This is a genomic window from Methylopila capsulata, from assembly GCF_016907975.1.
Classification (GTDB): Bacteria; Pseudomonadota; Alphaproteobacteria; order Rhizobiales; family Methylopilaceae; genus Methylopila; species Methylopila capsulata.
The window spans coordinates 93,935-115,267 of sequence record NZ_JAFBCY010000002.1 but is presented as its reverse complement, the minus strand read 5'-3'; the positions used below and the strand labels follow the sequence as shown (position 1 = coordinate 115,267).

16 protein-coding genes, 2 pseudogenes and 1 riboswitch are annotated in these 21,333 nt (G+C 68.4%); of the genes and pseudogenes, 9 read left to right on the top strand and 9 right to left on the bottom strand.

Annotated elements, in window-relative coordinates:
- Position 1: 1 nt before the first annotated feature.
- Positions 2-682 (top strand): Crp/Fnr family transcriptional regulator, encoded by a 681-nt coding sequence (locus tag JOD31_RS06265; protein ID WP_204949460.1) that lies wholly within the window; start codon positions 2-4, stop codon positions 680-682.
- Between the two features lie 91 nt (positions 683-773).
- Here JOD31_RS06265 and JOD31_RS06260 read toward each other — a convergent pair whose 3' ends face one another.
- Positions 774-1,025, bottom strand: a complete 252-nt coding sequence (locus JOD31_RS06260) for a hypothetical protein (RefSeq protein WP_204949459.1) — start codon at positions 1,023-1,025, stop codon at positions 774-776.
- Positions 1,026-1,313: 288 nt separating this feature from the next.
- On the opposite strand from JOD31_RS06260, the pseudogene JOD31_RS06255 reads away from it, so the two are divergent.
- From JOD31_RS06255 to JOD31_RS19455, 6 genes and pseudogenes are all read left to right on the top strand, one after another.
- Positions 1,314-1,460: pseudogene (locus JOD31_RS06255) on the top strand (IS3 family transposase); the annotation flags it as partial.
- A gap of 98 nt (positions 1,461-1,558) precedes the next feature.
- A riboswitch (cobalamin riboswitch) is annotated at positions 1,559-1,760 on the top strand.
- A gap of 117 nt (positions 1,761-1,877) precedes the next feature.
- The gene (locus JOD31_RS06250; protein WP_204949458.1) at positions 1,878-4,091 is read left to right on the top strand and encodes a TonB-dependent receptor; all 2,214 of its coding nucleotides are present in this window, start codon (positions 1,878-1,880) and stop codon (positions 4,089-4,091) included.
- Positions 4,018-4,878 (top strand): ABC transporter ATP-binding protein, encoded by an 861-nt coding sequence (locus JOD31_RS06245; protein ID WP_204949457.1) that lies wholly within the window; start codon positions 4,018-4,020, stop codon positions 4,876-4,878. Before JOD31_RS06250 ends, JOD31_RS06245 begins: the two co-directional genes overlap by 74 nt.
- Positions 4,875-5,831, top strand: coding sequence for an ABC transporter substrate-binding protein (locus tag JOD31_RS19735; RefSeq protein WP_204949456.1), 957 nt, complete (start codon positions 4,875-4,877; stop codon positions 5,829-5,831). The genes JOD31_RS06245 and JOD31_RS19735 overlap by 4 nt, the downstream gene beginning before the upstream one ends.
- The gene (locus tag JOD31_RS06235) at positions 5,818-6,867 is read left to right on the top strand and encodes a FecCD family ABC transporter permease (RefSeq protein WP_204949455.1); all 1,050 of its coding nucleotides are present in this window, start codon (positions 5,818-5,820) and stop codon (positions 6,865-6,867) included. The genes JOD31_RS19735 and JOD31_RS06235 overlap by 14 nt, the downstream gene beginning before the upstream one ends.
- Positions 6,864-7,193, top strand: a pseudogene (locus tag JOD31_RS19455) (class I SAM-dependent methyltransferase); the annotation flags it as partial. The gene JOD31_RS06235 and the pseudogene JOD31_RS19455, both read left to right, overlap by 4 nt.
- Positions 7,194-7,737: 544 nt before the next feature.
- Here JOD31_RS19455 and prfH read toward each other — a convergent pair.
- Together prfH and JOD31_RS06225 are read right to left on the bottom strand one after the other, a co-directional pair.
- Positions 7,738-8,346 (bottom strand): peptide chain release factor H, encoded by a 609-nt coding sequence (gene prfH, locus JOD31_RS06230; protein WP_204949454.1) that lies wholly within the window; start codon positions 8,344-8,346, stop codon positions 7,738-7,740.
- Complete coding sequence (locus JOD31_RS06225; RefSeq protein WP_204949453.1) at positions 8,346-9,449, bottom strand: RNA ligase RtcB family protein; 1,104 nt, start codon at positions 9,447-9,449, stop codon at positions 8,346-8,348. The genes prfH and JOD31_RS06225 overlap by 1 nt, the downstream gene beginning before the upstream one ends.
- Before the next feature lie 177 nt (positions 9,450-9,626).
- Between JOD31_RS06225 and JOD31_RS06220 the strand changes: the two genes are divergently transcribed.
- Positions 9,627-10,061, top strand: a complete 435-nt coding sequence (locus JOD31_RS06220; protein WP_204949452.1) for a flotillin domain-containing protein — start codon at positions 9,627-9,629, stop codon at positions 10,059-10,061.
- 116 nt (positions 10,062-10,177) lie between these two features.
- Here the strand turns inward: JOD31_RS06220 and JOD31_RS06215 are convergent, their stop codons facing one another.
- Entirely contained in the window at positions 10,178-10,693 is a 516-nt protein-coding gene (locus JOD31_RS06215; RefSeq protein ID WP_204949451.1) for a flavin reductase, read from the bottom strand.
- Between the two features lie 19 nt (positions 10,694-10,712).
- The gene (locus JOD31_RS06210; RefSeq protein WP_204949450.1) at positions 10,713-12,026 is read right to left on the bottom strand and encodes an NtaA/DmoA family FMN-dependent monooxygenase; all 1,314 of its coding nucleotides are present in this window, start codon (positions 12,024-12,026) and stop codon (positions 10,713-10,715) included.
- Between the two features lie 354 nt (positions 12,027-12,380).
- Here JOD31_RS06210 and JOD31_RS06205 point away from each other — a divergent pair, with 354 nt between their 5' ends.
- On the top strand, positions 12,381-12,971 hold the full coding sequence (locus JOD31_RS06205; protein ID WP_210341387.1) for a TetR/AcrR family transcriptional regulator: 591 nt from the start codon (positions 12,381-12,383) through the stop codon (positions 12,969-12,971).
- Positions 12,972-12,980: 9 nt separating this feature from the next.
- Here the strand turns inward: JOD31_RS06205 and JOD31_RS06200 are convergent, their stop codons facing one another.
- From JOD31_RS06200 to JOD31_RS06185, 4 genes are all read right to left on the bottom strand, one after another.
- The gene (locus JOD31_RS06200) at positions 12,981-14,801 is read right to left on the bottom strand and encodes a reverse transcriptase family protein (RefSeq protein ID WP_204949449.1); all 1,821 of its coding nucleotides are present in this window, start codon (positions 14,799-14,801) and stop codon (positions 12,981-12,983) included.
- Between the two features lie 307 nt (positions 14,802-15,108).
- Positions 15,109-16,773 (bottom strand): SWIM zinc finger family protein, encoded by a 1,665-nt coding sequence (locus tag JOD31_RS06195; RefSeq protein WP_204949448.1) that lies wholly within the window; start codon positions 16,771-16,773, stop codon positions 15,109-15,111.
- The gene (locus JOD31_RS06190) at positions 16,773-19,892 is read right to left on the bottom strand and encodes a hypothetical protein (RefSeq protein ID WP_204949447.1); all 3,120 of its coding nucleotides are present in this window, start codon (positions 19,890-19,892) and stop codon (positions 16,773-16,775) included. The genes JOD31_RS06195 and JOD31_RS06190 overlap by 1 nt, the downstream gene beginning before the upstream one ends.
- 308 nt (positions 19,893-20,200) lie before the next feature.
- A complete protein-coding gene (locus JOD31_RS06185; RefSeq protein WP_204949446.1) occupies positions 20,201-21,217 on the bottom strand; it encodes an LLM class flavin-dependent oxidoreductase in 1,017 nt (338 codons plus the stop codon).
- Between the last annotated feature and the right edge of the window lie 116 nt (positions 21,218-21,333).

Here is a 21,333-nt window from a genome sequence, read left to right as displayed (position 1 = left end):
CATGAGCATCGTCATGACATTCCCGAGATTTTGCGAGCATTCTGCTCAGTCAGATGATCGTGTATCTTTGCTTATAGAAATCGAGAATGAGGCTGTATCGATCTACGCTCAGAGGCTCACTCTACCGAGAGGCCGGCGATTAGAGCTTTCTAGTGAAACGGCGACGACATTGGTCGTGATTTCAGAACGTCTTTCGATTCGTACCTTGCTCCCAACCGGCGACGAGGCTTTCCTAGGGGAGGCCGAGCCGGGCGACCTTGTGGGCGAGGCCTTTGCGTTTGATGAATGCGACGCTCCTCTCTTCGTCGTCGCCGAGAGCGCAGACGTAGAGGTCTGGCGTTTTGCGCGCGGGCAATTCGCTAAGGCGTTCGATGTCTCTCCCGAATTCGCGAAGGCGGTGGCGCGCGCCATGTCGCGACGCCAGTGCACGACATCGCAAAGGATCATCGAAGCCGCGATGCTTCGAATGCCGCAGAGGCTCGCTGCGGAACTCCTGCGCCTCGCGGAAGCGGAAGGATCGGAGCTTATAATCAACCGCCTTCCCACACATCAGAGCCTCGCTCTCCGTATTGGCACGCAGCGTGAGGCCGTCACCAAGGAGCTTGGCCGAATGAAACGAGCTGGCGTCATTCGACGCCGGGGTCCAGCCCTCCAGTTGATCGGCTCAACCTGGCGGGAATGACATGTCGTCAAAGAGAAGGGCCAGCCGGACAGGCTGGCCCTTCGGCGATTGGCCGCCGGACCAAAGCTCATTGTCCTCAGCTCTGATGAGCCTAGCGGACCTGTTTGGGCAACGATCCATAAAAGTCAGCGCGATCCCGTGCATGCTGATTGGTCGAATTGGTAGCCGGCGGATTTAACCAAGGCTCACGAGAATATTCTTTTGATGCTGATTTCGGGATGGTTTCAAAAAAATCGGCGCGATCTCTTTCGTGCTGATTGGTGGAATTATAGGGAAGATTGTTAGCGATTGCCGATGTTGAAATTATCAACTTCGAAGTAACGATGAGGAAAATCAGTTTCATATCAGTCTCCGGCGCTTATGCTTCGTGTGTATGGACTTGTTTTGTATATTTTGTACGAGTATGTAGTTGTGTGTAATAATACATTTGCGCTCACATGGTTGTTATATGTCCATGTCGCGCATCTGTTTTGCGGAATAGGTCGCGTGTCTGATCTGATGCGGGAATTTTGGCGGCGTGCTTTGCTTTGCAATGCAGACGGCGGGGCAAACGTCACCATCGGCTGCTGCGCTGCGTTCCGGGACTGAACCGCGCCGAGTTCGTGCGGCGCGGTGTATGCTGGATCATGAGGCTGAAGCGGGCGTCCGGCCCTCCGTCGGCGGCGTCGGCGGCAGCTAAGACAACGCCTTCGAGACGACCGACGGACTCCACGAAGCCGAGGTGATCCATCGGCGTGGGCCGCGGCGATCCTTCTGCGCATCCGAGGCGGTTCGGCTTCTCATCGGGTGTCTCGACGGCGGGAATGTCCTATGAGCAAAATCGCAACGGCATGTTTCGCTGCGGCAAACATGCCGTTGCGCAATTCCGGATTGCGTCATAATTGTCGTCACGACGGTTCCCTTCGGGGATCAAAAGGGAACGCGGTGAGGACGGATCGACGTCCAATGCCGTGGCTGCCCCCGCAACTGTAAGCGGTGAGTCCATCGTCAATTTGCCACTGGGCTTTCGGGTCCCGGGAAGGCGACGAGAGGACGACGACCCGCGAGCCAGGAGACCTGCCGTCAGCCGTGGTCACACGCGAGCACATCGGGCGGGGATCCTCGATGGGTGCGGAACGATTCTGCGCGCCTGTTCGGCGGGGAATCGGGAGGCTTCGTTCGCGGTGACGTGCCACTGCCGTCGCCCGGAGCCGCCGTGTCCGTCCACCTCATTGCAAACTGTCGGAGCGCCTATGGCGTTTCCGCTTCGAATCCCGCCCGCGCCTTCGCGCTTGCGGGCGCGTCCTCGTTAGCATTGCTCGCAGGCTATCCCGCCGCAGCCGAAGACGTATCGGTCGAACTCAGCGAAATCACGGTGACGGGCGAAGGCGACGGCTATCAGCCGGGGCCAAACCTGACCAAACGCTCGACGGCCGGGTCGCGTCTGAACGTCACCCCTCTCGAGACGCCTGCGAGCGTCGACGTCATCTCGGGCGAGGTCGCGCGCGACCGCGGCCAGAACAGTCTGCAGGAGGCGGTGACGCAAAACTCCGCCGGCCTGAGCTTCATCGGCACGCCCGGCAACGGCGGCGCGACCTTCGCGGCGCGTGGGTTCTCGGGCAACGGCTCGGTCACGATCCTCTATGACGGCACGCGGCTTTATCCCGGCAACGGGACGGTCACGTTTCCGTTCGACACTTGGACGGCCGACCGGATCGAGGTGCTGCGCGGACCTGCGTCGGTGCTCTATGGCGAGGGGGCGATCGGCGGCGCGATCAACGTCGTCCCGAAGAAACCGCTGACGGACGAGCGCCGCAACGAGGCGCGGATCATCGTCGGAACCGATCAGACTGCGGGCCTCGCGCTCGGCACGGCCGGGCCGATCAACGAGAAGTTCTCCTACAGCCTCGACGTCGCGGGCAATCGCAGCGACGGCTGGGTCGACCGTGGGAACTCGAAGAACGTCGCGATCAGCGGCTCGCTGCGTTGGGCGCCGGTCGATGGCCTGGCCTTCACGTTCACCCATGACAGCGGGTTCAACCGTCCAATGAAGTATTTCGGCACGCCGCTTCGGGGAGCCGGGATCGTCGAGGGCGATTGGGTCGGCAAGAACTACAATGTCCGCGACGGCGAGATCCGCTTCGAAGACAACATCACGCAATTGAAGGCCGAATGGACGCCGACCGACGGCGTGGCCGTCAAGAGTATATTCTACAGAATTACCGCAGACCGCGAGTATCGCAACGCGGAAAGATATCGCTGGATTCCCGGAGCAGGCCGGATCGATCGTTCGAGCTACGTCGCTATCACGCATGAACACGAGCAGGTCGGCAACCGCACCGACGCGACCTTCGACTACACCCTGTTCGGTCTTAGAAATCAGACGGTCGTCGGATTTGACGTCAATCACTTCAAGTTCTCGCGCCTGAACAACGCGCCTTACAACGGTTCGAGTCAGGTTGACCCCATCAACGTCGATCCGGGCGAGTATTTCAGCCCGGATGCGTTCAGCCGGGAATACCGGGCGACCACGAAGCAGTATTCGCTTTTCGCCGACAATCGGCTTGAGCTGACGGACCAGATCTCGGTCGTCGGGGGGCTGCGATACGATCATCCCGAAGTCGAGTATCGCGGCAGCAGGCCAGTGAACGACGCCGTGCCCTACTCGAAGGGCGTGTTCGACTCGGTGTCATGGCGCGCGGGCGTGGTCTACGAGCCGGTCAAGAACCTGGCCTTCTACGCCCAGTATTCCGAGGCGACCGATCCGGTGAACGCGATCATCTCGCTTGCGCCCGCCAACCAGCGATTCAAGCTGGCTCGGGGCAAGCAGGTCGAGGTCGGCATCAAGCAGCAATTCTGGGAGGGCCGGGCCGAATGGACGCTTGCGGCCTACCACATCAAGAAGACCGATCTGCTGGCCCCGGATCCGAACGACTCGACGATCACGCAGCAGGTCGGCGCCCAGTCGTCGCGCGGCATCGAAGCCTCGATAGGCCTCGAACTGGGGCACGGCTGGCGCATCGACGCCAACGCAGCGATCCTCGACGCGCGCTACGACGACTTCGGAGAAGCCGTCGAGGACCCGGCCACGGGCAAGTCAAAGACCGTCAGCCGCAAGGGCAACACCCCGAGCGCCGTTCCGGAGCGGCTCGCCAACCTCTACGCCACCTGGAACTTCGCACCGAACTGGCGCGCCAGCGGCGGCCTGCAGTATGTCGGCCGTACCTTCACCTCCGCCAGCAACGACTTCAAACGGCCCGACTTCACGTTGTTCAACGCCGGGCTGCAGTGGAAGCCGGTCGACTACGCCACGCTCGATTTCCGGGTGAAGAACCTGACCGACAAGCGCTACGCCTATGCCGGCGGCGACGCGCAATGGTATTTCGGCGCGCCGCGCACCGCCGAACTCGCGCTTCACCTCCGGTGGTGACGCCTTGACGGATCCCGTTCGGCTCGAGGTCGAAAATCTATCCTGGGGTCCGGACGGCCGGGCTCCAATCCTGTCGGGCGTCAGTTTCACGCTGGCGCCCGGCGAGAGGCTGGCCGTGGTGGGCCCGAACGGCGCGGGCAAGTCGTCACTGTTGCGTTGCCTCTACCGTGTGAACCGCCCGACGGCGGGCTGTGTGCGCCTCGACGGCGCCGACCTGCGGACGCTGAAGCCGCGCGATGCGGCCCGCCAGGTCGCCGCCGTGCTTCAGGAGGCGCCCGGCGATTTTCCATTCACGGTACGCGAGATGGTCGAGGCGGGCCGCACTCCGCATGTCGCAGGCCTTTTTCGTGGCGCGTCGGGCGAGGCCGCGGTCGCCGACGCCATGAACAGGATGGCGGTCGATTCACTCGCCGATCGTCGCTTCTCGACGCTGTCGGGCGGAGAGAAGCAGCGCGCGCTGATCGCGCGGGCGCTGGCGCAGGAGCCGGGTCTGCTGGTTTTGGACGAGCCCACCAATCACCTCGACCTTCGCCACCGGCTCGAAGCCATGGAACTGCTCCGCGGTCTCGACCTCACCATCGTGGCGACGCTCCACGACCTCGATTTCGCCTCCGGGGTCGCCGGCAAAGTTCTGGCGCTCGCGCACGGTCGGCTGGCGGCGTTCGGGCCGGTCCGGGAGGTGCTGACCCCCGAACTCATCCGGGCGTGTTTCGATGTCGAGGCCGAGGTCGAGCCCTGGCGCGACAGGCTTCGGTTCGGTTTCCTCCTGCCGGAAGGCAACACGTGAACGCGGTCGCCAGACTGACCGCATGTGCGGCGACCGTGTTTTTCACCGCGTCGCCGGCTGAAGCCTATCCGGTTACGATCCGGAGCTGCGACCGGCTGGTGACGGTCGACAAGCCGCCGCAGCGCGCGGCGTCCTTCGATTCCAACATGACCGAGATGATGCTGGCGCTCGGCCTGTCGGACCGCATGGCGGGCTATATGGGCCCCGGCGCGCGCGTGCGCTCGGTCGTGGCCCAGGCCTATCCCGAGGCCGCCAAGCTTCGCCACATCCTCAGCCGCTATCCAACCCGCGAGATTTTCCTCGAGGAGCGGATCGACTTCTATGTCGCCGGATGGAGCTACGGCATGCGTGCGGGAAGCGAGATCACGCCCGACACGCTCGGTCGGATGGGCGTCGGGGTCTACGAGCTGACCGAGAGCTGCATCCGCATCGGGCGGCGTGAAAAGCCGACGCTCGATTTCCTCTATCGCGACCTTCTTAATCTCGGTCGCATCTTCGGGGTCGAGGCGCGCGCCGAGGCGCTGGTCGCGGGCTTTCGCGAGCGGATCTCGGCGGTCGAGGCGCGCATCCCGAAGACCCGCGATCGGCCACGCGTTTTCCTCTACGACAGCGCCGGCCGCGTCGCCGGCACGGCTGGCGGCTACGCCATGCCGACCGCGCTGATCGAGGCCGCAGGCGGCCGCAACATCGCGGACGATCTCGCGGGCAACTGGACCCGGTTCGGCTGGGAAAGCGTGATCGATCGCGACCCTGACGCGATCATCGTCATGGATTTCGGCAGTTCCGACCCTGCCCAGAAGCTCGATTACTTGACGTCGCGACCTGGCCTCCGGGACCTGCGGGCGCTGCGGGAGAACCGCATCCTCGTGCTCGGCTACAACGATCTTACGCCCGGCCCCCGCAACGTCGAGGCGGTCGAGAAGATAGCGGAGTTCCTTCATGGCCGCCGCTGACCTCGACGGCGCGGCGCGCCCCCGCCGATTCCACAGGTTCTCCCTGTTCGCGGCTGCGACGCTCCTTCTGCTCGCCGCCGCCATGATCGGATCGCTTGCGATCGGAACGGTCGCGATCCCCGCGTCCGAGGTCTGGTCGATCCTGATCCACGGGATCTGGCCGGCTGAGCAGAGCGTCTCGACCGCTGGGCGACAGGCGATCGTCTGGGAGTTGCGTGCGCCGCGCACGCTCGTCGCCGCGGTCGTGGGCGCAGGCCTCGGGCTTGTGGGCGCGGCCATGCAGTCAGCCACCCGCAACCCCTTGTCCGATCCCCATCTGCTTGGCGTCTCCGCGGGCGCAGCCTTCGGGGCCAATCTGGCGATCCTGCATGTGGGCGATGTGCTGGGACCCGCCACGACGCCGCTGTTCGCCTTTGCGGGCGCTCTCGCCGCCACCCTGTGCGTGCTCTCCGTCGCGAGGATGGCGGGCGCAGGGACCGCCGACCGTCTGGTGCTCACGGGCGTCGCGGTCGCCTTCGTGGTGATGGCCTGCGCCAACATGCAGATCCTGTTCGCCGACCAGCGCGCGGCCGCCAGCGTAGTGTTCTGGACGCTCGGCGGGCTTGGCGCGTCCGACTGGTCGACGATCGCCTTTCCAACCGGCGCGCTGCTCATCGGCGGCGGCTGGTTCGTGCTGAAGGCGCGCGACCTGAACGCTCTCGCTATGGGCGACGAGACCGCCGCGACGCTGGGTCTTTCGGTCGAACGCTCTCGCCTCGTTCTTCTGTCGGTCGGCGCTTTCGTGACCGGAGTGATGGTCGCCGTCTCGGGAATGATCGGGTTCGTCGGCCTGATGACGCCGCATATCGCACGGTTGATCCTCGGGGGAGACAATCGTCTCGTCCTTCCGGCAAGCGCGCTTCTTGGAAGCTTGTTCCTCGTCGTTGCGGACATTGTCGCGCGCACCGTCATCGCGCCGGACGAGATGCCGATCGGCATCGTGACCGGGATCGTCGGCGGGACGTTCTTCGTGGCCCTGCTCAGTAGAGCGAAATGACCGAGACCGCTGACCGAACGATCCTCGATCTGCTTGCGCGCTGGGAGCGCCAGCAGGAGGGCTATATCGAACAGCGGGAAGAGCGTTTCGGGATCATGTTCGAGGTCCTGGCGGCGGTGTTTGGCGACGCGTTCACGGTGATCGATGCGGCGTGCGGACCAGGTTCGCTGAGCCTTCGTTTGCTGGAACGCTTCCCCGCGGCCACGGTGATCGCGGTCGACGCCGACGCGATGCTGCTCGAGATGGCGCGTGTCGCGCTCGCGCCGCACGCCGCCCGGACTCGGGTCGTCGAAGCGGATCTCGCAGATCCGGCCTGGGCGGACGAAGCCGCGAAGGCGTGCGAAGCGCTGGGCTCAGGACGTACTTCGGCCCTGGTCTCGACCACAGCGCTGCACTGGCTGGCCCCGGGCGCGCTTGCCGAATTCTACGGCGCCGCCGGCGAGATACTGGCGGCCGGCGGGATCGTGATGAACGGCGATCACATGAGGTTCGACGCCCGCTGGCCGACGCTCGCGACGGTCGCTCGGACGGTGCGTGAGCGCGTGGAGAAGGTTGCGGTCGCGAAGGGAGAAGACGACTGGACCGCGTGGTGGCGGCGGGCCGAGGCCATTCCGACGCTGGCGCCGCTCAAAACGAAGCGGGACGCCTTCTTCGCCAGCCGCCGACCGAGGCGGTCAAACAGCGGCGAGGATTGTCCGGTCGAGTTTCACACCGCCGCGCTGCGCCACGCCGGCTTTCGTAGAGGTCGGGACAGTCTGGCAGGCCTTCGACAATTATGTCGTCTTTGGACGCAAGTCTTCTCATCAAAGCTAGACATCCGGACTTCCGGGCGGCCTGAGGAGAGTCGATCCAAGGCAGATCTGGGCGTGGTTACATTTCGCGGACCGTCCTTTTCGGATTGCCGCGTTCGACGGAGATCCGGTCGAGCCACGCCGCGTGCTTCGCCTCCAGCGCCTCCTTCGCAGCGACGCCCGCCAGAAGCGCGCCGAGGCGCTCCAGCGCTCGTTTCCGGTTCTGATGCTGGGAGCGGCCGTCGCGCGCCACCGCTGAAAGCCCGGTTGGCAGGTGCACGGCTCGCACCGCGCTCTCCGTGACGTTCTGGTGTTGTCCGCCGGGGCCGCCGGCGCGCATGGCCTCAAAGCGCACCTCATCGTCGCGAAGCGTCGCGGCTTCGCCGGGCGTGACGATGCGGTGGACGGCGACGAACCAGTTCCGCCGCGAGCCTCCGCCGCGAAGGGAGCCGTCGATCCATTGGATCATCCCGGTCCAGCCCGCCGCGAATGTTTCTGCGCCGCCGCCTCCAAGCGAGACGAGGGCCGAGGCGGCCTCGGTCGCCGGGTCTCGAAGGTCATGCGCAACGCTGAGGCCCACGGATTCCGCCTCCTGCGCGAGCCGGCGAACGGCGCGTGCTACGACGATGCGGCATTCTTTGGGGCCGCGGCCCGAGGTCACGATCAGCGTGACGTCGCTCTCGCCCATTACGCCCTCCCGGTCTTGAAGGTGACGACCGGCTTCAGAAGGGCGACCGTCCTCGCGAGCCCGTGAGTCTCGAGGTCAGCGACCACTCGGGCGATGTTCTTGTAGGCTTCGGGCGCCTCCTCGCGCGCGAGCTTGGCGTCGGCGCAGATGACGCGGTTGCCAACCGGGTTCGGCCGATCGCGCTGGTCGCTCTTGCCCTGCATCGAGGCGCGGTCGCGCTTGCGGCCGGCGCCATGGGCGATCGAGCGCAACGCGCCAGGCGCGTCCGGATCCGGCCGGACGAGGTAGGTCATCGCCCCACGCGACCCCGGAACGGGCACGAGGCCGAGATCCGCCTGCGCCGCGCCCTTGCGGTGAAGGACCTCGACGCCGTCCGTCGTGACATGGTTGTGCGGAACGTCGAGCCACGGCGTTCCGTCGAGGCCGAGCAGGGCCGCGGCCCGCTTGGCCAACACGGCGCGGTTCAGCCGCGCAAAGGCCACCGCCGCGTCGTGATCGACGAGATAGGCCGCGCCGCCTTCGTCAAGTCTGAGGCCCTCGCCATGCGCATGGGGATGACGCGCCAGAACCTCCGGGCCGAGGGCGCGCGAGCCGGAATGGACCAGGAGCAGCAGGGCGCCGACCTCGAGCCCTGTCTCGGCGCAGGACGGCGCGTCGATGATCCGTTCCACGGTCTGGAGTTCGACAAAGTGGTTGCCGCCGCCGACCGTCCCGAGCGCGTCGGCGTGACGACTGGCGATGTCGGCGGACACGCCTGCAGCTGCGGCCTCGGAGAGGTCGAGCCCGTCTGTGTCGCCGAGTCGCTCGAGCGCGCGCACGGCCTTGTCGATCCGCAGCCGTCGCACCAGGCCGTCGAGCCGCCACAACGTCATACCGCAGCCGATATCAGTCCCGACGATGTCCGGATGGACGACCCCGTCGGCCAGCACTGCGCAGCCGACCGGACCCTTATGGCCGGGATGGAGATCGGGCATCGCGGCGACCGCGACGACGCCGCGGCGCTGAAGCGTCTGTTCGAGCTGGCGCACGGCGGCGCCCTCGATCCACGAGGCCGCGGTTGCGAAGACGCGCAGCCGCGCGTCCGCCGGATAGGAGTTGGTCATAAGAATTCGTCTCGAAGGCGCGCTGCTCTTTTCGAGGGCGACGCGCGTCGCAAGGTCACCGGCCTTCGAAAGAAGTCGGTGGGCTTAGAGGCTCTGGCCCATGCGGGCGAAGCGAGCGGCCATGACCGTCTCCTTGCCTTCGAGGCTCCCGGACATCCAGGAGCGAGAGCGCATCAGATGACCGCCGGATGCGGGAAAATCAAGCCGGGATGGGGAGGTGAGCCGATTGCACCTCACCGGTGTCGCGGTTGGGACACGCCGCGGCCCCGCGTGGCGCCGTTGGCGCTGGCGGAGATTGTCAAGCCGATCGAGAAGATCTCCGACATTCGGATCTTCGATACGGGCGGCATGCTGGGGCGCGGCGATGGCGGCGGCTCCGGCGTCGGCATGGGAGAGGGGCTGGCGGGTCAGCTGCTCGCCTACAACGCGCAGAGCCCGGTCCTGGCGGAGCTCCTGAAGGCGGCCGGCTTCGCGGCCGGAGATCCGGTGTCGTCGCTCATCGCTGCCGCCGCCGGATCGTCCCCGGTGGGGGAGGCGGCCCCGAAGCCTCAGGCGCCGGCGGACCTCGCCGCCGAAACCGGAGGGCCGGCGACCAACCCCGAACCAGGATAAGATCCCAGCGGAACCAGCCACTCTCCACAACATGCGTTGGGATGGGCGGGGGATCGAAGATGATCCTCGCTGGCGCCTCAAGCCGGGACGGAGCACTTAGACTAGCACGGGGTTGATCAGCGGTCGCGGACGGCCGCGACCGCGTCGTAGCGCCGGCCGACATAGATCAGCCCCTCGCTTGTGTCCCCGAGCCTGACGCCGACGACCTCGCAGAACAGCACCGCATGGGTGCCGACCTCGACGACGCGGGAGATCAGGCAGTCGAACGAGGCGAGGGCGCCCTCGAGCATCGGCGCGCCGCTCGCGCCCGTCGACCAGGTCGCGGCCGCGAACCGCTCCTCGGCGGGGGTCCGTCCGCCGAAGAGGTTCGACAAGGCGACGTGGCCCGGCGCCAGCGTGTTGACGCAGAGCGCGCCGTTCGCCCGAAACGCCTCCCCGACGGAGCTGTCGCGCTTCACGCAGACCAGCAGCGTCGGCGGGGCGTCGGTCACGCTGCAGACGGCGGTGGCCGTGAAGCCTGCGCGGCCGGCCGGGCCATCGGTCGTCACGACGTTGACCGCGGCCGCGACCGTCGCCATCGCGTCGCGATAGCGCTCTCGTGCGACGGGCGCGGCTTCGGCTGTCGTCGTCATCGTCTGTCGTCTTTCGAAGTCAGAAATCGAGAAGATTGTCCCGAAGTTTTGCGTGCGCGTAGGAGGTCCTGACCAGGCCGCGCTTCTGGAGCGCGGGGACGAGGCCGTCGGCGATCTCGACGATGAAGCGGCGGCTCACCCGCAGCACCGGCGTCGTGATCAGGAAGCCGTCGCCGCCGACCTCCTCCATGATCTCGCCCATCCGCTCCGCGACCGTGTCCGGCGCGCCGACGAGCTCGACCGACGAGACGAGACCGCCGCCGCCATCGACCACGAGCTCCTTCAGGGTCTTGCCGCTGCCCCACTGCTGGAACTTGTCGAGCGTGCCGGACTCGCCGTTCGTGACGAGCTTTTCCGGCAGCGGCTTGTCGACGTCGAACTGCGCGAAGTCGATCTCCGTGATGGCGGAGAGAGAGGCCAGCGTGTCGACGATGAAATGCGGCGAGTTCAGCATCCGCTGGTGTTTCTCGCGCGCCTCCGCGTCGGTCTCGCCCAGCGTCGGCGTCACGCAGAACAGCACCTTGATGCTGTCGGGATCGCGGCCGAACGTCTCCGCCCGCGTCCGCACGTCGTCGCGGAACTTCTTCATCTCGGCGACGCCGCTCGCGACCGAGATGATCGAGTCGGCGTGGGTGGCGGCGAAGTCGCGGCCCTTCGGCGAGGCGCCGGCCTGAACGTAGAGCGGTCGCTGCTGCGGCGACGGCACCGTGTTGAGCGGCCCGCGCACCTTGAAGTACTTGCCCACGTGATCAATCGTCCGGACCTTCCGGTCGTCGGCGTAGACGCCGGCGTCGCGTTCCAGGACGACGGCGTCCTTGTCCCAGCTGTCGAACAGCTTGCCCATGACCTCCATGTACTCGTCGGCCATCTCGTAGCGCTGGTCGCGCGGCGGCAGCTTGTCGAGGCCGAAGTTCTGGGCGGCGAGGTCTTCCGCGCTCGTGACGATGTTCCAGCCGAAGCGGCCGTTGGTCAGGCTGTCGATGGTCGAGGACAGCCGCGCCATCAGGAACGGCGGATAGGCGAGTGTCGACATCGTCGCGACCACGCCGAGCCGCGAGGTCGCCATGCCCATCGCCACCGCGAGCGGCGCCGGGTCGTGCTTGGGCACCATCATGCCGTGGTTCAGCGAGGCTTTGGTGGAGCCGCCATAGGTCTGCGGCACCATCAGCTTGTCCTCGATCATGATGTAGTCGAAGCAGGCGCGTTCCAACGTCTTCGCCATCTCGACGTAGAATTGCCCGTCCCACGGTCGGCCGCCCTGGCCGAAGGGTTCGCGCCACTCGTCGGGCGTGAAGTTCATGAACCACGCGAGGTGGAAGCGCTTGTCGGCCATGGGTCAGTCCTTCTCAAAGGCGCAGCGCGTCGTCGCGGGGAGCGCGCGTTCCGTCGGGGTCCGGAGACACGCGCCTCGGACGCAAAGGTTGTGGCGGCCGGTGAGACGCCCGGCGCGGAACTCGCTGAACCCGTTGTCCAATCGCGACCGTCCCACCCGCGCGCCGTGCTCGACGGCACTATTAAACATGTGTTTAATATGGCCTATGAGACCGTCGATGTGCAGCACAAAAACGAGGCGCCGTCGCCGGGCCGAAAGGTCTCGATTCCGTGGGAGGCGCCTGTGACGAAGGCGCGGACTGCGCGCGGGGCGCCCAGCCCGTCAGGCGGTTCGGAGCCCAGGACGCGGCGGCGTTTGGCGCCGGCGCTGCGGACCGAACTGATCCTCGACGAAGCGCTCAGGCTGTTCGCCGAGCGGCACTATTCGAACGTCACGATGCGCGACATCGCCGCCGCGTGCGGCATCAACCCCGCGCTGATCTACCACTACTTCGAGAGCAAGGAGGACCTCTTCCGCCGCGCCCTCGGATACGCGATCGAGCAACTGCGAAGCGGTTACGCGGCCGCGCGCGCGACGGCCGCCGACCCCCGTTCGGAGATCCTGTCGTGGCTCGATCTGCATGTGTCGATCGCCCCCACGGTCGCCCGGATGACGCAGCTGATGTCGGACCACTCCGCCTCGCGCGAGGACAGGACCGGCGCCGGGGCGTTGATCGCGGACTTCTACGCCTTCGAGCAAGGTCTGCTCGAGGACTGCGTCGCCCGCGGGATCGCTGCGGGGCAGTTCAGGGAGGTCGACGTCGTCAAGACGGCCCGAACCATCAGCCTTCAGCTCGATGGGATCTTCTACGCGTCGTCGAGCCGCCGCGACGGCCGCATCGGGAGCGACATCGCCGACCTCCGCGAACTGGTCGCGACGCTGCTCGATGTTCCCTCGTCGACCTGACGCGTGGGTTCAGCGCCGCCGTCTGCGCCGGCGCAGGGCGCGGCGAATGACCATCACCACCGTGGCGACGAGCGCGATCAAACCCAACAGGGGATGAATCCCGAACGCCACGTTCAGGAGAACGAAGATCCCGATCGCCGCGACCCAGGGCTTCATCTCCGTCTCGTCCGGCTGGGGCTCGGGCGCAGAGGCCGCCCGGTCGCGCATCTCGGCGCGCAGGCCCGCGATGTCGAGGGCGCTGCGCGGCCGCTGCGGCGAAGTCGGAGGATCAGGCTCCGGCGCGGCTTCCGGCTCACGCAGGATCGGCTCGGGCTCCGGCGGCGGAGGCTCGGCCGGCGTCCACCAGCGGGCGAGGGGCGCGACGCCGGCCGCAGCTTTGCCGCGGAAGTCGCCGTGCGGCGATTTCGAGGGCGCGGCGCCCGCGCGGGCCGCGCCATGGCGCGCGTCGAGACGACGGACGGTCGCGAGCAGTTCTTCGCCAATCTCCGGCGTCACCATGCGGACGAAGCAGGCGAACCCGGTCGCGGCGTCCATCACGTCGCGGGCCTTGCCCCAGCGCTTTCCCGCGGGACCCGTGGCCTCGATCTGGTGCAGCAGCGCCCGGAACCGCCGCAGCACGTCGCGCGGCACGGCCACGCGCTCGTTGACCACTAGGCCCGTCACTTCCTGGCGCCCGCCCCGGCGCATCACCCGCGTCTTGTCGGGATGGACCACGAAGCCTTCGGCCGCGACGATCTCGTTCACGAATTTCAGCATCGCGCCGACCTTGGCCGCGGCCTCGCCGGAGGCCGAGAAGGTCATGTCGTCGGCGTAGCGCGTGTAGACGAAGCCAAGCGAGGCGGCGAGGCCGGTGAGACGGGCGTCCAGCCGCGCGCAGATCAGGTTCGTCAGCAGCGGACTCGTGGGCGCGCCCTGCGGCAGACGGCGGGGCCCGCGCGCCGCGAACAGCCGTTCGCCGTCGATCTCGATCTCGTCCACGTCGGGCTCGGTGCAGATCAGCGCGAGCACGGTCGCGACCGGCTCGGCGTAGCCCAGGCCGCGGAACTTGCCCTTCACCCGGCGGAAGTCGAGGGTCGGGAAGAAGTCCTTGAGGTCGAGGTTCACCACCACGTCGCGGCCGACGTGGCGAGCGGCGTTGGTGACGATCGACCGGCCGCGAACGAAGCCGTGGGCGGCGTCGTGCACGGCGGCGTGGCCGAGCAGTGCGTCGAGGATCCAGTACTGCGCCCGCTTGAGCCGCGGCATCGGCGCGGAGATCTGGCGCACGCCGCCGGTCTTCTTCGCGATCGCGAAGCGCTGGTAGTGGCTGATCCGCGAGAGCTTGCGGTCGTAGGCGAGGAAGCGCAGTTCCGCGAGCGGCACGCCGATCGCGTCGGCGAGCGCCTTCGGACTCGTGATCTCGGGCAGGCCGGCCTTCAGGGGGCGCGCGGGATCGGTTCCGCCAAGGCCGCCGGACACGCCCTCGCCGAGATACAGAATCTCTGTGGCGCGTCGCTCCCGCCAGGCCACAGCGCGCTCGTAACGCGTCTGCGCATGCCCGCGCTTGGTCTCCTTGCGCCGCTCCATCGCCGCCTTCTTGCGGCGCTTGTGCATCTCCTTGAGGGCGGCGTCGGGATCGCGCCAGCGGGCCTCCTGCGCATGCAGCGCGGCGAGCTCGCGGTCGATCTCGCCACGGCGGCGGATCAGCGCCTCCGGCACGTCCGGCTTGTTCGCGTTCCGCGGCCAGAAGCCCAGGCGGATCATCTCCTCGAGGATGACCTCGTCCTTCGAGCTCTCGCGGATGCGGTCGTAGAGCTGCTGGCGCGTCAGTTCGCCGGGCTGCGCGCTCATGCGCGCGCCTCGACGGCGGTCCCGCGGGGAAGGCTGAGGGGCGCCGGACGGTTCGCCTTCGTCTCGTCCTGGGACTGGACCGGTCCACTCGAAGGCGGCGCCGGGACCTGTGCGGTCTTGGGTTCAACGAACCCAAACCGTAAGACCGCACAGGTCCCGAGCGCCGCCCCAGTGAAGAGCGGGCCAGTGACGCGTGGTGGGGCAAGGTGCAAGGACGGCGAAGCGCCGCCCGGGTTGCAAGGTCCTCGCCGTCCGGCGCCCCTCAATAGATTGAGCTTATGAGCCGCGCGCGGCCGCATCAACCGGTTCATGCGCGCCCTCCCTGCGGCTTGCCCTCGATCTCGCCGTGGAACAGCCGGCGCACGGCCAGCACGTGCTCGCAAGGACCGCGGGCGAGCTTGTTGTGGCCGTAGAACCAGCAGTCGCAGGTCGCGCCTGTCAGCCGGTCGTCGGCGTCGATCACGAGACGCGGCGCATGGCCCTTGCCGTCGTCCATCACGGCTCCCGTCACCACGCGCTGGCCGTCCCGGCGATCGACGGAGGCGATGGTCGCGAGGCCCGCCGCCACGAAGCGATCCGCCTTCGCCTCCTGCTCGGAAGCGAAGCGCAGCGCGCCGGGCGCGATCGGGTCGCGCACGAGCTCCCGCAGCCGGTACACGCCCTTGTCGAGGTCGAACATCGCGCGGCCGGCCTGCACATAGAGTCCGAGCGCGCCGGACACCACGGCGCGGTCGAGGCCCGTGTCGGCGGCAAGCGTCTCGACCGTCGCGAGATACCGGCGCTTCAGGGCGTCGAACACGCGGGTCGCGGTCGCGCTGTCGACCTCAGCCCGGGGCGCCAGCAGATCGAACTGGCCGGCGCGCGACCAGTCGTTGGCGGTCCAGCCCGACAGGCCGAGCGTGAAACGCAGGCCGCCGAAGTCGACCACGGCGAAGCACGGTAGGCCCGTGCCGAGCAGATGCAGCCGCACCGAGCGCGCCAGCGGCAGCGCGCGTTCGAGGATCGTGAGCCGCCGGCGGCCCCACACGCGGATTTCGGCGGCCTCGACGCCTGTGTAGATCGAGCGCCGGAAGGTCAGCCGTTCGTTCCAAGGCTCGATCAGAACCGTCACCGGCTCACCTGGCGTCAGCAGGAAGCGGAGCGAGCGCGGCCCGTGCCGCTCCCGCCGGGCCGCGAGCCGGGACAGGATCGCGTGCATGTCCACCGGTTGCAGATCGACCACGTGGGCCGGCTGCGTCATTGCGCTCGAGACCTGCAGGAAGCCGCGCATCCAGCTGTCCGGCAGCTCGATCTTGTCTTCGCGGAAGGTCGCCTCGCCTTCCGTCTGCACCTCGAAGCCTGTCGGATCGATGGTGAGCGATGTCTCTCGGTAGCTGCGGATCTTCTGGAACTCGTCGTAGAGCGCGTGGCTGTAGTCGATGTTCGTCGTGCCGCAGGCCATGTCCTCGATGCGCTCGAACACGTCGTGATCGCAGGACAGCCGCCCGTAGCTGGACTCGTCGAGGCTGAAGCACTCGAAGAACACCTCGTCCGGATGGACGGTGATGACCGGATCGAGCACGAACCAGGCGTCGCGGTTGTTCTTGTAGAGCCAATCGAAATAGCCCTGCCGCGCCTTGTAGAACGGCCCCATGATCTCGCTTTGAAGCGCGCCGATCTCGCGCGTCTCGGCGCGAAGCGCCTCGATCCGCCCCCGGGCGTCGTCGCGCTCGGCCAGCGCCTCCGCCAGAAGCTCGCGCTCGTGCTCCTGCAGCCAGGCGAAGTAGGCTGTGCGGTCCTTCGGCTTGAAGCGGAGGTCCGACACCACGACGTGGTGCAGCGCCGAAATCGCCTCGCGGAACGGCAGGTGGTTTCTCACTTTGCCGACGAAATAGGTTGGCTCCCGCAGCAGGTCGGGCGCGAAGCCGAGCGTGGTGGAGCGCGCGTCGGAGACGGCGGAGGTCGCGCCGAAGTAGCGGTGCACGAAGTTCATCAGGCGGCCCTTTCGGGCGCGGCGCGCCGGACGAGCGGCGTCGCCACGGTGGGATGAGCCTCGCCGATGTCGCGCAACGCGAGGATCGCCGCGGCGCGGTCGCGGGCGACGCCGCTGATCGAGAGGTCGGCGAACAGCGGCGCGATGCGCCCGGCGCGGGCTTCGTCGCGCAGCGCCTCGGCGCGCAGGAAGGTGGTTATGCGGTCCTTCGCGACGCGGCCCTTGTGGACCTGCAGCATGACGACGCGGGCGAGCGGCAGCAGGCGCTCGAACGCGTCGTCGCTGGCGGCCGCCTCCTCGGTGAGCAGCTCGGTGGCGAGCAGGTGCATGGACTGCGCGGGGTGCTCCAGCAGCCGCATGAGCTGCGCCGGGGCGTCGGCGGGCGAGAGCCGGCTCCGCAGCAGGCGGCGCGCGAAGGCGAGCACCTCGGGCTTCACGCTGTCGGTGACGACGGCGAGCGTCGCCGGCGTCCAGGCCTCGGCGGGCCAGCGCTCGAAATGATCACGCGCGAAATCCTGAGCGTCCGGCCAGTCGCTTTCGACCAGCAGCACCGCGTCCTCCGCCTCCGCCTGGAAGCGGGCGGGATCGGCCTCGAACGCCGCGCGCGCCCAGGCCCGCACCGAGGCGTCGGGGTGGCCGCCGAGCCGCGCCGTCTGGCGCACGGAGAAGGCGGCGACAGGCCGGTTCGGCAGTTCGCTTGCGCCAAGCAGCTGGGCGCCCTTGGCGCGCGCCTGCAGCAGGCGCCACAGCGTTCCCGCATCGAGCCGGGCGATCTCTCCGGGCGTGGCCTCGCGCAGCAGCGCCACGACGTCCGCAGGGTAGGCGTCGTCGGGAGCGGTGCGGAAGAGGGAGTCCATAAGCTCTCGCGCCAGCCGCTCGGCCAGCGCCGGATCGCGGGCGGCGAGACGGGCGACGAGCGGGCGCGCGGCGCGGCGCAGGTCGCTCGACGCCGCGGTGGCGAAGGCGACCACCAGCTCCGCATGGCCTGCGAGCGCGTCGTCTCCGAGCCGGCCGAACAGCCCGAGCGCCGCGGTCTGCACGTCGGGGGAGGGCGAGCCCAGCAGGCGAACCCAGACGTCGTTCGTCACCGCGGCGGGGTTCGCGCCGGAGAGCGCAAGCGCGTCGACGCCGGCCGCGACCACCGCGGGGGCGGAGTGCGCCATCAGCCGTTCCGCCGCGCCCGTCTCGAGCGGCATCGTCGCCGACGTCCAGAGCGCCGCCATGCGGGCGCGGACCTTGCGGACCAGCGCTTCGGTCTCGCTGTCGAGCGTGGGCGTCAGCGCCTCGAACCAGCCGACGAGGCGCGTCGCCAGAGCTGGCGCGATCTTTGGACTCACGCCGCGCGCGGCCCAGCGCAGGACTGGCTCGTCGAGATCGTCATGGCCCGCGGTGAGGACCGCGGCGCCCAGGTCCGCGTCGGACCACGGCAGGGCGGCGTCGGCGGCGATCCGCGCGGCCGCCAGCCGACGCGCCTCGGGAAAGCCGGCGGAGACGAGGGCGACCAGCAGCGCGGGATCAGCGTCGCCGGCCGCAAGCCGGTCGCGCGCCTCCTCGAAGCCGAGCCTGAGCGCCGCGACGTCATGGGCGGCGAGCAGACGCGCAAGCGTCGCCGCCGGCGCGCTGCGCAGGAAGCCAGGCGCGGCCTTCAACGTCCGCACGCCCAGCCGCGAGACCGGCTCGCAGGCGCTGTCGGCGGCGAGCTCGAGCGCGAGATCCGGCCGCGCGTCCCAAAGCGCGGGGAATGCCTCCGTGCGGACGTCGCCCGCGGCGGCGCCCGGCGTCTGCAGGAAGGACAGGCTGCCGTAGCGCGCTAGGGCGCCGGGGTCGTTCCGGCTCAGCAGCTGGCTCGCGGTCCAGTTGCGCGCCAGCGGCCCGTAGCTCCGTTGCTCCCGGCTGTACCGGCCGTCGTCGCCCCGCCGCCAGACGGTGTGGGACGTCGGCCGCGCCAGATCCTCCGGCCGCAGGCTCAGGAGATAGGCCGCGGCGAGCTCCGCGAAGGCCGGATCGCCCACCTCGCCGCGCTTGCGCAGCGCGCGCCAGATGCGGCGCTTGAAATAGGCGAGCGTCGCCTCCGACAGGCCGACGCGCGCGTTCGGCGCGCCCCGTTCCTCCGCGATCCGAACCGCGGTCTTCAGCTCCGGAATGTAGGGCCGAACACGACCCGAGGCGCGCGCCGAATACATCGGCCGGGCCGTCTCGAACCGGTGCGCCGCCGCGGCGAACAACGCGGCGTCGTCCGCCATCTCGGCGTGCTTGAACAGCCGGCGAAGGCCGATGAGGAAGGGCGGTCGCGCCGGAAGGCTGAGCAGAGCCCGCGCAAGCGCCGCATGCAGGCCGGCGTCGCCCTGGGCCAGCCGCCCGAGGGTCATGAGCGCGGCGCCGACCCTTATCGGCTCGCGTCCGGCGAGCTCCGTGAGGGCGCCGACGAGGCCGGCGGCGTCGGAGGTCGACGCGGCGCGGGCGACAGCTTCGGGCAACTCGCCTGCGTCCCCCGTCGGGCGGCGCGCGTCCTCCATCAGCGACGACGTGAGAGCGAAGCGCGCGAGGTCCCGCGTGGTCGCCTGCGACGCCTCCCGCGCGACCTGTTCGAGGAGCGCCGCAGCCTCGGGGCCTGCGGCGCGCGCCAGCGCCCACACCAGCGAATAGCTCGACTCACGGACGCCCCGCCGCTCGGCGAGCGCGATCAGCGACGGGCCCGCCGCCCGGATCCGCAGCTGCCCGATGCGCCAGACGAGGCGGTCGAGATCCTTCGCGGGCCACGGACTGCGCAGGCAGGCGTCGAGCCGGGCGAGAAGCTCCCGCGCGCGGCCGTCCTCGGCGGGATCGGAAGGCGAAACGGTCGACGCCGCGCCGACGCTGGCCGGCTGGTCCATCCGGCGGTAGCCGTCGTTCACCTTGGACACGACGACGCTGTCGAACACTTTGTCGGCGGCGTCGCGGGCGATCGGGGAGGAGGTCTTTGAGCCTTCGCGCAGCGTGGCGCCGCGACGGCCGTAGCGGAAGTTGACGAGGAAGCGATCGTCGGCGCCGAGCGCGTCGTTTTCGACGAGATCGACCTCATACAGCTTGTCGGAGGTTCCTTCTTTGAACCAGAGCCGAGCCGACCGGACGATCCTCATGCGCACCTGCAACGCCATTGCACGGGTGCGTCGAGCTATAAGGGCAAAAGCCGGCGGGGCAAAGTCCGGCGGCGCGCTGGCGTCCGCGGTCTGATCTGGGCGCCGCCCACGGATTCTTCGCGGTGTCATCACCTCGCGGGCGACGAGATCCCGGTCGATGCCGACGGCCCGCATCAGGAGGCGGCAGACCCTGATCCGCCCCCCGCCCCGTATCAGTCGCCTCCGTTCGATGGACGCGGCAGCCCCGTCCGGGACGGTCTCCAGCAACGGGGAGCCGTGCCCGAACGGTCAGGTCGGGATCGAACGGCTCAGCGCCAGCCCAAGCCGGGGGCGACGTGCTGCAGAATGGCCTCGATCACATGGGCGTTGTACGCGACGCCCAGCTGGTTCGGGACGGTGAGCAGCAGCGTGTCGGCCTCCTGGATCGCCTCGTCCGCCTTCAACTCAGCCACGAGCTTGTCGGGTTCGGCTGCGTAGGACCTGCCGAAGATCGCCCGCATGTCGTCGATCACCCCGATCTGATCGTCGCCGTCGCCGCGACCGAAGTAAGCGCGGTCCTGGTCGTTCACGAGCGCAAAGATCGAACGCGAGACCGAGACGCGCGGGGCCCGCGCGTGGCCGGCGTCTTTCCAAGCGTCGCGATAGAGCCGGATCTGCTTGGCCTGCTGCACGTGGAACGGCTCTCCGCTCTCGTCCTTCTTCAAGGTCGAGCTTTGGAGGTTCATCCCTTGTTTCGCGGCCCAGACGGCGGTGTCGTTGGACGCCGATCCCCACCAGATGCGGTCGCGCAAGCCGGCCGAGTGCGGTTCGATGCGCAGCAGCCCGGGCGGGTTCGGGAACATCGGGCGCGGGTTGGGCTGGGCGAAGCCCTCGCCCCGCAGCACGTTCAGGAAGACCTCGGCGTGACGGCGGCCCATGTCGGCGTCGCTCTCGCCCTCGGCCGGCGCATAGCCGAAGTGTCGCCAGCCCTCGATCACCTGCTCGGGCGAGCCGCGGCTGATCCCGAGCTGCAACCGCCCTCCGGCGATGAGGTCCGCCGCGCCGGCGTCCTCCGCCATGTAGAGCGGGTTCTCGTAGCGCATGTCGATGACGCCGGTGCCGATCTCGATGCGGTTCGTCTTCGCGCCGACGGCTGCGAGCAACGGAAACGGTGAGGCCAGCTGGCGCGCGAAGTGATGCACCCGGAAATAGGCCCCGTCCGCGCCAAGCTCCTCGGCCGCCACGGCGAGGTCGATCGACTGGAGCAGGGTGTCGCCCGCCGAGCGGGTCTGCGAGTGCGCGGAGGGCGACCAATGGCCGAACGAAAGGAACCCGATCTTCTTCATGACATCCACTCTACATGTGCTGTTGGCCGCCGACCCGTGCGTGCGGGTCGGCGGGCCGTCGTTCGCCGGGGGCGTAGACCGGCGCACGCGTCAAGGCGCCGGGCGCGCCGCACGAA

What these genes read in the sequence shown, in the direction of transcription:
- JOD31_RS06265 (WP_204949460.1), top strand. Translation starts at nt 2, where the DNA reads ATGAGCATCGTCATGACATTCCCGAGATTTTGCGAGCATTCTGCTCAG.
- JOD31_RS06260 (WP_204949459.1), bottom strand. Translation starts at nt 1,025, where the DNA reads ATGAAACTGATTTTCCTCATCGTTACTTCGAAGTTGATAATTTCAACA.
- JOD31_RS06245 (WP_204949457.1), top strand. Translation starts at nt 4,018, where the DNA reads ATGCCGGCGGCGACGCGCAATGGTATTTCGGCGCGCCGCGCACCGCCG.
- JOD31_RS06235 (WP_204949455.1), top strand. Translation starts at nt 5,818, where the DNA reads ATGGCCGCCGCTGACCTCGACGGCGCGGCGCGCCCCCGCCGATTCCAC.
- prfH (WP_204949454.1), bottom strand. Translation starts at nt 8,346, where the DNA reads ATGGGCGAGAGCGACGTCACGCTGATCGTGACCTCGGGCCGCGGCCCC.
- JOD31_RS06225 (WP_204949453.1), bottom strand. Translation starts at nt 9,449, where the DNA reads ATGACCAACTCCTATCCGGCGGACGCGCGGCTGCGCGTCTTCGCAACC.
- JOD31_RS06220 (WP_204949452.1), top strand. Translation starts at nt 9,627, where the DNA reads ATGACCGCCGGATGCGGGAAAATCAAGCCGGGATGGGGAGGTGAGCCG.
- JOD31_RS06215 (WP_204949451.1), bottom strand. Translation starts at nt 10,693, where the DNA reads ATGACGACGACAGCCGAAGCCGCGCCCGTCGCACGAGAGCGCTATCGC.
- JOD31_RS06210 (WP_204949450.1), bottom strand. Translation starts at nt 12,026, where the DNA reads ATGGCCGACAAGCGCTTCCACCTCGCGTGGTTCATGAACTTCACGCCC.
- JOD31_RS06200 (WP_204949449.1), bottom strand. Translation starts at nt 14,801, where the DNA reads ATGAGCGCGCAGCCCGGCGAACTGACGCGCCAGCAGCTCTACGACCGC.
- JOD31_RS06195 (WP_204949448.1), bottom strand. Translation starts at nt 16,773, where the DNA reads ATGAACTTCGTGCACCGCTACTTCGGCGCGACCTCCGCCGTCTCCGAC.
- JOD31_RS06190 (WP_204949447.1), bottom strand. Translation starts at nt 19,892, where the DNA reads ATGAGGATCGTCCGGTCGGCTCGGCTCTGGTTCAAAGAAGGAACCTCC.
- JOD31_RS06185 (WP_204949446.1), bottom strand. Translation starts at nt 21,217, where the DNA reads ATGAAGAAGATCGGGTTCCTTTCGTTCGGCCATTGGTCGCCCTCCGCG.